Genomic DNA, 11998 nt, shown 5'->3' with positions numbered 1-11998 from the left:
AGGAACAACTCTTTGCGGGTCTGCTTGCGCTTACCGGCGTACTCGGCGTCGGCGAAGGTCATCTGCTTCATCGGAAAACTCGGCGGGTGGAGTCTGGGTATTTTGCCAAAATCAGGAAGTCTTTTTCAGAGTTTCCCTAGTTATCGTCAACTACGACGCACGCGCGCCTGTGACTAAACCCAGAAACTAACAGCAGGTTAAATGTAGTACACACAGCCACTGCAACACCTTCAGCTACTGGCCAGCTTGAACTCGAGAATGTGCAACAAGCGCTGTGCAACGCTCACTACATAGGCTCAATCGGCTCACCTATATAAAACATGCAGAGTGGCAGGCGGATAAACGACCAATGCAGGCCCACACAGCCGCAAACCCGCGTCATAGGCACGACGCTATGATTGATCGACCAACAGCAACAGGCCTAGACTGCGTGCATTTAGGGGCTAGCCCCACTGATGGAGAAGCAGATGCCCAAGGTCGGAATGCAACCGATCCGCCGCTCGCAATTGATCGCGGCCACCCTCGAAGCAGTTGATCAGGTCGGCATGGGGGATGCCAGCATCGCCTATATCGCACGAATCGCCGGGGTGTCCAACGGCATCATCAGCCACTACTTTCGTGACAAAAACGGCCTGCTCGAAGCCACCATGCGCCATCTGATGCAGGCGCTAAGCGATGCCGTGCGCGACCGCCGCGCCAGCCTGCCGGCAGATCAACCACGCGAGCATTTGCGAGCGATGATTGCAGGCAACTTCGACGACAGCCAAGTCAACGGTCCGGCGATGAAAACCTGGCTAGCGTTCTGGGCCACCAGCATGCACCAGCCGTCGCTACGGCGTTTGCAGCGGGTTAACGATCACCGCTTGTATTCCAACCTGTGCGGGCAGTTCCGCCGGGTATTGCCGCAGGAGCAGGCGCGTAGCGCCGCCCGTGGCCTGGCCGCATTGATTGATGGGCTGTGGCTGCGCGGGGCACTGTCTGGTGAGGGTTTCGATACCCAGCAGGCCATGCAAATCGCTTACGAGTACCTTGATCTACAACTCGATAAAAGCGCATAGCCTCTGCCTAGATTGGCGTGCCGCACACGCCGCAACACAGATTTTGTCGGCGGGTGACAGCTCCCAGGTAACACTTCGCTACATGTCCAGCGCATCGCCCCCAACCACCATGGCAGACGCCTCAATGTCGTGTTTGGCGCGGCCTTGTCGTTTTTATTGATTGAGCGTTCAATAAAAATAATCTAGCCTGTACTGCATTCTCCGCCGGCTTCCGCCCCGCGCACTGGCGCCACCCACCAGACACGAGGACAGCGCAATGCCACGTTTCAACGAGCAACACCTGTACATCGATGGCCGTTATGTCGCGGCCAGCAGCGGTGCGACCTTCGACAGCATCAACCCCGCCAACGGCGAGGTACTGGCCAAGGTGCAACGCGCCAGCCAGGCCGACGTTGAGTTGGCGGTGGCCAGCGCCAGCAAAGGCCAAAAGGTCTGGGCCGCGATGACCGCCATGCAGCGCTCGCGCATCCTGCGTAAGGCCGTGGACATCCTGCGCGAGCGCAATGATGAGCTGGCCGAGCTGGAAACCCTCGACACCGGCAAACCGCTGTCGGAAACCCGCTACGTCGACATCGTCACCGGCGCGGACGTGCTGGAGTACTACGCCGGGCTGATCCCCGCCATCGAAGGCGAGCAAATCCCGCTGCGCGACACCAGTTTCGTCTACACCCGCCGCGAGCCACTGGGCGTGGTTGCCGGTATTGGCGCGTGGAACTACCCGATTCAGATCGCCCTGTGGAAGTCCGCCCCGGCGCTGGCCGCCGGCAACGCGATGATCTTCAAACCCAGCGAAGTGACCTCGCTGACCACCCTCAAGCTGGCCGAAATCTACACCGAGGCCGGCGTGCCGGATGGCGTGTTCAACGTACTGACCGGCAGCGGCAGCGAAGTCGGCCAGTGGCTGACTGAGCATCCGGGCATCGAGAAGATTTCCTTCACGGGCGGCACCGTGACCGGTAAAAAGGTTATGGCCAGCGCTTCCAGCTCGTCGCTTAAAGAAGTGACCATGGAGCTGGGCGGCAAATCGCCACTGATCATCTTTGAAGATGCCGACCTCGACCGCGCCGCCGACATTGCGGTGATGGCCAACTTCTATAGCTCCGGCCAGGTCTGCACCAACGGCACGCGGGTGTTTGTGCCGCGCATGCTGCAAGCGCGCTTCGAGGCCAAAGTGCTGGAGCGGGTTAAGCGCATCCGCCTCGGCAACCCGCAGGATGACGCCACCAACTTCGGCCCACTGGTCAGTTTTGCCCATATGCAAAGCGTGCTCGGCTACATCGACAAAGGCCGCAGCGAAGGCGCACGCCTGCTGATCGGCGGCCAACGCGTGACGGACGGCGAGTACGCCAACGGCGCGTATGTCGCACCAACCGTGTTCACCGACTGCAAAGATGAAATGACCATCGTGCGCGAGGAAATCTTCGGTCCGGTGATGAGCATTCTGATCTACGACAGCGAAGAAGAAGTGATCCGCCGCGCCAATGCCACCGACTACGGCCTGGCGGCCGGCGTGGTAACCCGCGACCTGAACCGCGCGCACCGGGTGATCCACAAGCTGGAAGCCGGCATTTGCTGGATCAACACCTGGGGCGAGTCGCCAGCAGAAATGCCAGTGGGCGGCTACAAGCAGTCCGGCGTCGGCCGCGAAAACGGCTTGACCACCTTGGCGCACTACACGCGGATCAAATCGGTACAGCTGGAAATGGGCGACTACACCTCGGTGTTCTGATCGAGATCGTAGGGTGGGTTAGCGGCGCAGCGCAGCACGCTCATGCGCCCGCAGAGCAAGACGCCGCGTAACCCACCAGCTCGTCAATCCGATCGACCCGGTGGGTTACGGCGCACCGAGATCGGATGCATAACCAAGCCTGGCCTTGCGCCTAACCCACCCTACGGGTTGTGCAGGCCCGCTATTACAGGTGACGCTCATGCCCCAAGAATTCGACTACATCATCATCGGTGCCGGCTCAGCCGGTAACGTACTGGCCACCCGCCTGACAGAGGACGCAGACGTCAGCGTGCTGCTGCTGGAAGCCGGCGGCCCGGATTATCGCCTGGACTTCCGCACGCAGATGCCTGCTGCCCTAGCCTTCCCGCTGCAGGGCCGGCGATACAACTGGGCCTACCTGACCGAGCCTGAGCCGCATATGGATAACCGCCGCATGGAGTGCGGTCGCGGCAAGGGTTTGGGCGGCTCCTCCTTGATCAACGGCATGTGCTACATCCGTGGCAACGCCATGGACTATGACGGCTGGGCCAAAGAAAAAGGCCTGGAGGACTGGAGCTATCTGGATTGCCTGCCGTACTTCCGCAAAGCGGAAACCCGCGATATTGGTGCTAACCCCTACCACGGTGGCGATGGCCCGGTGTCAGTAACGACCCCGAAGAACGGCAATAACCCGCTGTTCCATGCCATGGTCGAAGCCGGCGTGCAGGCCGGCTATCCACGTACCGATGACCTCAACGGTTACCAGCAGGAAGGCTTCGGCCCGATGGACCGAACCGTTACGCCCAAAGGCCGGCGCGCCAGCACTGCGCGCGGTTACCTTGATCAGGCACGCGAGCGACCGAACCTGACCATCGTCACCCACGCCCTGACCGACCGCATTTTGTTCAATGGCAAGCGCGCCATTGGCGTGGCCTATTTGCAGGGCGACAACAACACTCCAATCAGCGCCAACGCCCGTCGCGAAGTGCTGTTGTGCAGCGGCGCGATTGCCTCGCCGCAAGTGCTACAACGCTCCGGCGTCGGCCCGGCAGCGCTGCTCCGCGAGCTGGACATCCCTGTGGTGCATGACCTGCCCGGCGTTGGCCAGAACCTGCAGGATCACCTGGAGGTGTACCTGCAATATGCTTGCAAGCAGCCGGTGTCGCTGTACCCGGCCCTGCAATGGTGGAACCAGCCGCTGATCGGCGCCAACTGGCTGTTCCTCGGCAAGGGCATCGGTGCCAGCAACCAGTTCGAAGCTGGCGGCTTTATCCGCTCCAGCGCGGACTTCGAGTGGCCAAATATCCAGTACCACTTCCTGCCGGTGGCGATTAATTACAACGGCAGCAACGCGGTTAAAGAGCATGGTTTCCAGGCGCACATGGGCTCTATGCGCTCACCGAGCCGTGGGCGCATTCAGGTCACCTCCAAGGACCCGCGCCAGCACCCGAGCATTCTCTTCAACTATATGAGCAGCGAGCAGGACTGGCGCGAGTTCCGCGATGGCATCCGCATCACCCGCGAAATCATGGCGCAATCGGCGCTGGACCCGTATCGCGGGCGCGAAATCAGCCCCGGCAAGGACGTGCAGAGCGATGCCGAACTGGACGCCTTTATCCGCGAACATGCGGAAACCGCCTACCACCCGTCGTGCTCCTGCAAGATGGGCGAAGACGACATGGCCGTGGTCGACGGCCAGGGCCGGGTACATGGCGTAGAAGGCCTGCGCGTGGTGGATGCGTCGATCATGCCGCTGATCGTCACCGGCAACCTCAATGCGCCGACCATCATGATGGCCGAGAAAATTGCCGACAAAATCCGTGGTCGCAACCCATTACCGCGCAGCACCGCGCCGTACTTTGTCGCGGGCAACGGCGCTGTGCGCAACACCGCGCAACGCTCGGCCTAAGCCTTCGCGCTAGCCGTAGCCGGATGCAATCCGGGAGCTGTGTTACCGGGGCCGACGTGCCCCGGGTTTCATCCGGGCTACGCAACCGCGAGCCTGCTTTAAACCGGTCGAAAACCACACGCAGCTTGAAGCGGTAGGCGAAGGGCGTCGATAATGCGCAGTTTTCAACCAGCGCCATTGTGCGCCGCCGCCCCAACGGCCGACCGAGCAGACCATGAAAGACAGCATTCGCCACCTGATCCAGCAAGCCCTGACCCGCCTCACCGCCGACGGCGTGCTGCCCGAAGGCCTGAGCCCGGCCATTCAGGTGGAGAACACCAAAGACAAAACCCACGGTGATTTCGCCAGCAACATCGCCATGATGCTGGCCAAACCAGCCGGTATGAAACCGCGCGACCTGGCTGAAAAGCTGATCACCGCGCTCCCCGCCGATGCCGACATCAGCAAGGTCGAAATCGCCGGCCCCGGTTTTCTCAACTTCTACCAAAACACCGAAGCCCTGGCCGCGCGCCTGGACGCCCTGCTGGCCGACGCCAAGCTCGGCGTGCGCAAAAATGGCCCAGCCCAGCGCGTGGTAGTCGACCTGTCGGCCCCCAACCTGGCCAAAGAGATGCATGTGGGCCACCTGCGTTCAACCATCATCGGTGACGGCGTGGCACGGGTGCTGGAGTTCCTCGGTGACGAAGTAATCCGGCAGAACCACGTCGGCGACTGGGGCACCCAGTTCGGCATGCTGCTGGCTTATATGCAGGAAAACCCAGAGGCCGCCGAAAGCGAGCTGGCCGATCTGGAAGGCTTCTACCGCGCGGCGAAGAAGCGCTTCGACGACTCTGCCGAGTTCGCCGAGCGTGCCCGCGAGCTGGTGGTGCAGTTGCAAGCCGGCGATGCCGAATGCCTGCGCCTGTGGCACCGCTTCAACGATATTTCCCTGAGCCACTGCCAGGCGCTGTATGACCGCCTCGGCGTGAAGCTGAGCATGGCCGACGTCAAGGGCGAGAGCGCCTATAACGACGACCTGGCCAACGTAGTCGCTGACCTCAAGGCCAAAGGCCTGCTCAGTGAAAGCGATGGCGCGCAGTGCGTGTTTATGGAGCAGTTCAAGAACGCCGAAGACAACCCGCTGCCGCTGATCGTGCAAAAGGCTGGTGGCGGCTACCTGTACGCCACCACTGACCTGGCTGCTACCCGCTATCGTGCCAACGTGCTCAAGGCCGACCGCGCGTTGTATTTCGTCGATCAGCGCCAGGCTCTGCACTTCCAGATGGTCTTTACCGCCGCGCGCCTGGCCGGCTTCGTCCCCGCCAGCATGCAGCTGGAACACATGGGCTTCGGCACCATGAACGGTGCCGATGGTCGCCCGTTCAAAACCCGCGACGGCGGCACAGTGAAGCTGGTCGACCTGCTCAACGAGGCCGAAGAACGCGCCTACGCCCTGGTCAAAGGCAAGAACCCCGAACTGGATGAAGCTGAGCTGCGGCAGATCGCCCGCGCGGTGGGCATCGGTGCGGTGAAATATGCCGACCTGTCCAAGCACCGCACCAGCGACTACCGCTTCAACTTCGAGCTAATGCTGAGCTTCGAGGGCAACACTGCGCCGTACCTGCTGTACGCCTATACCCGTGTAGCCAGCGTGTTCCGCAAGCTGGGCAAGGGCTTCGAAGAGATCAGCGGCCAACTCAACCTGCAAGCAGCCCACGAAATTGAACTGGCCGGCAAACTCGCGCAGTTCAATGAAGTGCTCGCCAGCGTGGCCGAAAAAGGCGAGCCGCACCTGCTCTGCGCTTACCTGTATGACCTGGCAGGGTTGTTCTCCAGCTTCTACGAGAACTGCCCGATCCTCTCGACCGAAGATGAAGCCGTGCGTAACAGCCGCCTACGCTTGGCGGCGCTGACCGCTCGCACACTCAAGCAGGGCCTTGAGCTGCTCGGCCTGGAAACCCTGGAGCGCATGTAAGTGGCAGCCAAGAAGAAGCCCGTCGCCAAACGCGGCGCCAGCCGCTACAAGGCACCGACCAAGAAACCTATTCCAGGCTGGTTCTGGCTGGTTTGTGGCTTGGTGATCGGCGGCTTTATGGTGTTTTTGTTCAGCCTTGAGCCAGGCCGCGACGAGATCAAGCGCAACAAAGTCGAAGAAACACGCGCCAACCAGGCCAGCAAAGCAGCGGCGGCGAAGGCCGCCGCGAAAGAGCCGGCCAAGCCCAAGTACGACTTTTACACCCTGCTGCCGGAGTCCGAGGTCATCCTGCCGCAGCAGCCCGTCGAAGAGCCGCCTGCGGTGCCCGAACAAAAGCCGGTCACCCCAGAAGAAGCCGCGAAAATCGATGCTGCCCGGGCCGAGGCCGCACTTAACGGTCAAGTGCCGCCACCGCCGCCGGTGGTCGCCCAAGGCCCCGTGACATCGCAGTTCTTCCTTCAGGCAGGCTCGTTCCGTGGCAAGGCCGACGCCGACGCCTTGCGTGCGCAAATCATCCTGCTCGGGCAAAACGTCAAAGTGGAATCCGGCATGGTCCGCGAAGAAACCTGGCACCGCGTGCTGATCGGCCCCTTCGCCACCCGCGAACAGCTCGGCCAAGCGCAGAAAACCCTCTCTGCCAGCGGCTTCAGCAACTTGTTGTTACAGCAACGCCAGGTGCAGTAACCCCGTAAATGCCAGGCCTTGCGCCACAGTAAAACGACTATTTGTCGGACCGTCTGTGTCGCAGGGCTTGAAGCAGGCTGCTGCTGCCCCCACTTCATTTGGCATTGGGCACTTTCGCCCCGCTGCGTGGAGACTCTCCCCTTGACCACCATCGTTTCAGTTCGCCGCAACGGCAAAGTCGTCATGGGCGGCGACGGCCAGGTGTCCCTCGGCAATACCGTGATGAAAGGCAACGCGAAAAAAGTCCGCCGCCTGTACCACGGCCAAGTGCTGGCCGGTTTTGCCGGTGCCACTGCGGATGCCTTCACTCTCTTTGAACGCTTTGAAGGGCAGCTGGAGAAACATCAAGGCAACCTAGTGCGCGCCGCCGTCGAGCTGGCCAAAGACTGGCGCACCGACCGCTCACTGAGCCGCCTGGAAGCCATGCTGGCAGTCGCCAACAAAGACGCCTCGCTGATTATCACCGGCAACGGTGATGTGGTTGAGCCTGAACACGGCCTGATCGCCATGGGCTCGGGCGGAGGCTTCGCCCAGGCTGCGGCAATGGCCCTGCTGCAGAAAACCGAATTGAGCGCCCGTGAAATCACCGAAACCGCGCTGAACATTGCCGGCTCCATCTGTGTCTTCACTAACCAGAATCTAACCATCGAAGAAGAAGACTGCGCTGAATAAGCGCGGCTTCCGTTGGAGTAAACCCCGCATGTCCATGACGCCTCGCGAGATCGTTCACGAACTCAACCGCCACATCATCGGTCAGGACGACGCCAAGCGCGCCGTGGCAATTGCCCTGCGCAACCGCTGGCGGCGCATGCAGCTGCCGGTTGAGCTGCGCGCCGAAGTAACGCCGAAGAACATCCTGATGATCGGCCCAACCGGCGTCGGCAAAACCGAAATTGCCCGCCGCCTGGCCAAGCTGGCCAACGCGCCGTTTATCAAAGTGGAAGCGACCAAATTCACCGAGGTGGGTTATGTCGGCCGTGATGTCGAATCGATCATCCGCGACCTTGCCGATGCCGCCATCAAGATGCTGCGTGAGCAAGAAATCCTCAAAGTTGGCCACCGTGCCGACGATGCTGCCGAAGAACGCATCCTCGACGCCCTGTTGCCACCGGCACGTACCGGTTTCAATGAAGAAGCCGCAGCGGGCAACGACTCCAACACTCGCCAACTGTTCCGCAAGCGCTTGCGCGAAGGCCAGCTGGACGACAAAGACATCGAGATAGAAGTCGCCGACACCCCGGCCGGCATCGAAATCATGACCCCACCGGGCATGGAAGAAATGACTAACCAACTGCAAAGCCTGTTTTCCAATATGGGCAAAGGCAAGCAGAAGAGCCGCAAGCTCAAGGTTAAGGAAGCACTCAAGCTGGTGCGCGATGAAGAAGCTGCACGCCTGGTCAACGAAGAAGAACTGAAAGCCAAAGCGCTGGAAGCCGTTGAGCAAAATGGCATCGTATTTATCGACGAGATCGACAAAGTCGCCAAGCGTGGTAACACCGGCGGTGCCGATGTATCCCGCGAAGGCGTACAGCGCGATCTGCTGCCACTGATCGAAGGCTGCACAGTGAACACCAAGCTGGGCATGGTCAAAACTGACCACATCCTGTTTATCGCCTCCGGTGCGTTCCACCTGAGCAAGCCCAGCGACCTAGTGCCAGAGCTGCAAGGCCGTTTGCCGATTCGCGTTGAGCTGAAAGCCCTGACCCCAGGTGACTTCGAGCGCATCCTCACCGAGCCGCACGCCTCGCTCACTGAGCAATACGCCGCGCTGCTGAACACTGAAGGCCTGGGCATCGAGTTTGTCGCCGAGGGTATCAAGCGTATTGCCGAGATCGCCTGGCAGGTCAACGAGAAGACCGAGAACATTGGTGCACGTCGCCTGCACACCCTGCTCGAACGCCTGCTGGAAGAAGTCTCCTTCAGCGCCGGCGACCTGGCTGGCCAGCAGAATGGCGCACCCATCGTCATTGACGCGGCCTACGTCAACAGCCACCTCGGCGAGCTGGCGCAGGACGAAGACCTCTCGCGCTATATCCTCTAACGCGCTCACACGTAGCCGGATGCAATCCGGGGCATCCTCCACGGAGCCCCGGATTACATCCGGGCTAGATAAATCCAGGACGCGAACATGCGCATTCCCACGGCAATCAAATTACGCAAAGCCTCGAAGACCCTTGAGCTGCACTACGGGCCTGACGAGCAGTACAGCCTGCCGGCAGAATTTCTCCGTGTGCACTCGCCGTCGGCCGAAGTTCAAGGCCATGGCAAACCCATTCTGCAAACCGGAAAAATCGGTGTTGGTCTGAGCAAGATTGAGCCTGCTGGCAACTACGCCCTGAAGCTGAGTTTCGATGACGGCCACGACAGCGGCCTCTTCACCTGGGACTACCTTGAGCAATTAGCCGTTCGCCAGGACGAGCTGTGGAACGACTACTTGGCAACCCTGAGCGCCGCCGGTAAATCCCGCGACCCCAGCGAAAGTGTGGTCAAGTTGATGCTCTGAGGCGGCGAGCCAAGACGCTGCCAACAATTCCTGCAAACACTTCAATTACTTGCTCATCCCCATAACCGTCGAGCGCTAATTTGCCGCAATACGGCAGCCCGTCTAGACCGTTGTTCCTAGCCAGTTAGAGCGCATTTTCTAATCCTTCTCGGCATACTCCCCCCCATTCGGCCCAAACTGCGGTCAGCTTGCACAAATTCACAAACTCGGGTAACCAAGTAGCTTGGAAGTTCTCGTGTTATTGGCCAAGCCATTAACGGGGAAGATTGCGGAGCGATCCGCCCTTGGCAACCCGGGCAATACCTGGTTCTAGCCCTGTGTCGCCGTGCACAGTCGTATGCCGGTATTTCGTCTCAGGACAATGGAGCGTTGTAGATGACAGAAAAGAATAATGATGACCTGAAGCGCCAGGCCTCAGAGAACACTCTAGGCTTGAACCCGGTCATCGGCATCCGCGGCAAAGACCTGCTCAGTTCAGCACGTATAGTGCTCAAGCAAGCCCTCAAGCAACCCCTGCACAGCGCCAAACATCTGGCCCATTTCAGTCTTGAACTAAAGAACGTAATGCTCGGCCAATCCGAGCTAACGCCCGCTGAAGGCGATCGGCGTTTTGTCGACCCGGCCTGGAGCCAGAACCCACTGTACCGCCGCTATTTGCAGACCTACCTGGCCTGGCGCAAGGAGCTGCATGACTGGATCGAACACAGCAACCTGTCCGCCCAAGATGCCAACCGTGGTCACTTCGTGATCAACCTGATGACCGAAGCCATGGCCCCCAGCAACAGCATGGCCAACCCTGCTGCAGTTAAACGCTTCTTTGAAACTGGCGGCAAGAGCCTGCTCGACGGCCTTTCGCACCTGGCCCAGGACATGGTCAATAACGGCGGCATGCCTAGCCAGGTCAACATGAAGGCCTTCGAGGTCGGCAAGAACCTCGCTACCAGCGATGGCGCGGTGATTTTTCGCAACGACCTGCTGGAGCTGATCCAGTACAAACCAATCACCGAGCAGGTACACGAACGTCCGCTGCTGGTGGTGCCACCACAGATCAACAAGTTCTACGTATTCGACCTATCACCGGAAAAGAGCGTGGCGCGCTTCCTGTTGCGTAACGGCATCCAGACCTTCGTGGTCAGCTGGCGCAACCCGACCAAAGCCCACCGCGAGTGGGGCCTGTCGACCTATATCGAAGCGCTGAAAGAGGCCATCGACGTGGTCAGCGCGGTCACGGGCAGCAAGGACATAAACATGCTCGGGGCCTGCTCCGGCGGGCTCACCACCGCCTCACTGCTCGGCCACTACGCCGCACTGGGCGAAAAAAAGGTGCACGCCCTGACGCTACTGGTCAGCGTGCTGGATAACCGCTTGGAAACCGACGTAGCGCTGTTCGCCGACGAAAAAAGCCTGGAACTGGCCAAGCGCCGCTCTTACCAGGCGGGGGTTCTGGAAGGCAGCGACCTGGCCAAGGTGTTCGCCTGGATGCGCCCCAACGACCTGATCTGGAACTACTGGGTCAACAACTACCTGCTAGGCAACGAGCCTCCGGTATTCGACATTCTCTACTGGAACAACGACACCACACGCCTGCCGGCTGCCCTGCATGGCGAGTTTATCGACATGTTTACCTCCAACCCGCTGATTCGGCCAAATGCGCTGGAAGTCTGCGGTACACCAATCGACCTCAAGCAGGTCACCAGCGACCTCTATTGCGTGGCCGGCACGACCGACCACATCACCCCGTGGGAGTCCTGCTACAAATCGGCCAACCTGTTCGGCGGCAACGTGGAGTTCGTGCTGTCCAACAGCGGGCATATCCAAAGCATCCTCAACCCGCCAGGCAACCCGAAAGCACGCTACATGACTAACACTCAGATGCATGCTGATCCGAAAACCTGGCAGTCCAGTTCAACCAAGCATGCCGATTCCTGGTGGCTGCATTGGCAAGCCTGGCTGACTGATCGTTCTGGGGAAAACAAAAAAGCCCCCACCCAACTGGGTAACAAGAAATACCCCGCCGGCGAAGCAGCGCCTGGCACCTATGTTCACGAACGTTAACCACTGCGCGCTGCGCAGCACTGCCCGCGACACTGGACGTGTCGCTCGCCCACCCGGTTAGTTGACCGGGTGAGGCGAACCAGGCTTCGCCCTGGCGTTTCTGGAAAAGGCTCGGAGGGTCTGACCC

At 60.5% G+C, this 11998-nt stretch carries 9 protein-coding genes; all 9 read left to right on the top strand.

Annotation, left to right across the window (positions count from 1 at the left end; all coding sequences use genetic code 11):
- Positions 1 to 467 precede the first annotated feature (467 nt).
- Positions 468 to 1058, top strand: coding sequence for a transcriptional regulator BetI (betI, locus tag VCA57_RS18210; RefSeq protein WP_411186474.1), 591 nt, complete (start codon positions 468 to 470; stop codon positions 1056 to 1058).
- A gap of 256 nt (positions 1059 to 1314) precedes the next feature.
- Positions 1315 to 2787, top strand: a complete 1473-nt coding sequence (betB, locus tag VCA57_RS18205) for a betaine-aldehyde dehydrogenase (protein ID WP_411186473.1) — start codon at positions 1315 to 1317, stop codon at positions 2785 to 2787.
- Between the two features lie 199 nt (positions 2788 to 2986).
- Positions 2987 to 4675: a choline dehydrogenase gene (gene betA / locus VCA57_RS18200; protein WP_411186472.1), complete on the top strand. Its 1689-nt coding sequence runs from the start codon at positions 2987 to 2989 to the stop codon at positions 4673 to 4675.
- A 214-nt stretch (positions 4676 to 4889) separates the two neighbouring features.
- Positions 4890 to 6629, top strand: coding sequence for an arginine--tRNA ligase (argS, locus tag VCA57_RS18195; protein WP_411186471.1), 1740 nt, complete (start codon positions 4890 to 4892; stop codon positions 6627 to 6629).
- Positions 6630 to 7313: an SPOR domain-containing protein gene (locus VCA57_RS18190; protein WP_411186470.1), complete on the top strand. Its 684-nt coding sequence runs from the start codon at positions 6630 to 6632 to the stop codon at positions 7311 to 7313.
- Between the two features lie 141 nt (positions 7314 to 7454).
- Positions 7455 to 7985, top strand: a complete 531-nt coding sequence (gene hslV / locus VCA57_RS18185) for an ATP-dependent protease subunit HslV (RefSeq protein ID WP_298184841.1) — start codon at positions 7455 to 7457, stop codon at positions 7983 to 7985.
- A gap of 28 nt (positions 7986 to 8013) precedes the next feature.
- Positions 8014 to 9354, top strand: a complete 1341-nt coding sequence (hslU, locus tag VCA57_RS18180) for an ATP-dependent protease ATPase subunit HslU (protein ID WP_411186469.1) — start codon at positions 8014 to 8016, stop codon at positions 9352 to 9354.
- Between the two features lie 87 nt (positions 9355 to 9441).
- Positions 9442 to 9816, top strand: a complete 375-nt coding sequence (locus VCA57_RS18175; protein WP_411186468.1) for a gamma-butyrobetaine hydroxylase-like domain-containing protein — start codon at positions 9442 to 9444, stop codon at positions 9814 to 9816.
- 375 nt (positions 9817 to 10191) lie between these two features.
- On the top strand, positions 10192 to 11871 hold the full coding sequence (phaC, locus tag VCA57_RS18170) for a class II poly(R)-hydroxyalkanoic acid synthase (protein ID WP_411186467.1): 1680 nt from the start codon (positions 10192 to 10194) through the stop codon (positions 11869 to 11871).
- Positions 11872 to 11998: the final 127 nt, after the last annotated feature.

This window comes from Pseudomonas sp., from assembly GCF_046581935.1.
Classification (GTDB): Bacteria; Pseudomonadota; Gammaproteobacteria; order Pseudomonadales; family Pseudomonadaceae; genus Aquipseudomonas.
Note: the sequence above shows the minus strand (reverse complement) of the source record. Positions and strands in the feature narration are given on the sequence as shown.

Bases quoted from the DNA above. Each gene is read 5' to 3' on its own strand.
- betI (WP_411186474.1), top strand. From the start codon at position 468: ATGCCCAAGGTCGGAATGCAACCGATCCGCCGCTCGCAATTGATCGCG.
- betB (WP_411186473.1), top strand. From the start codon at position 1,315: ATGCCACGTTTCAACGAGCAACACCTGTACATCGATGGCCGTTATGTC.
- betA (WP_411186472.1), top strand. From the start codon at position 2,987: ATGCCCCAAGAATTCGACTACATCATCATCGGTGCCGGCTCAGCCGGT.
- argS (WP_411186471.1), top strand. From the start codon at position 4,890: ATGAAAGACAGCATTCGCCACCTGATCCAGCAAGCCCTGACCCGCCTC.
- hslU (WP_411186469.1), top strand. From the start codon at position 8,014: ATGTCCATGACGCCTCGCGAGATCGTTCACGAACTCAACCGCCACATC.
- VCA57_RS18175 (WP_411186468.1), top strand. From the start codon at position 9,442: ATGCGCATTCCCACGGCAATCAAATTACGCAAAGCCTCGAAGACCCTT.
- phaC (WP_411186467.1), top strand. From the start codon at position 10,192: ATGACAGAAAAGAATAATGATGACCTGAAGCGCCAGGCCTCAGAGAAC.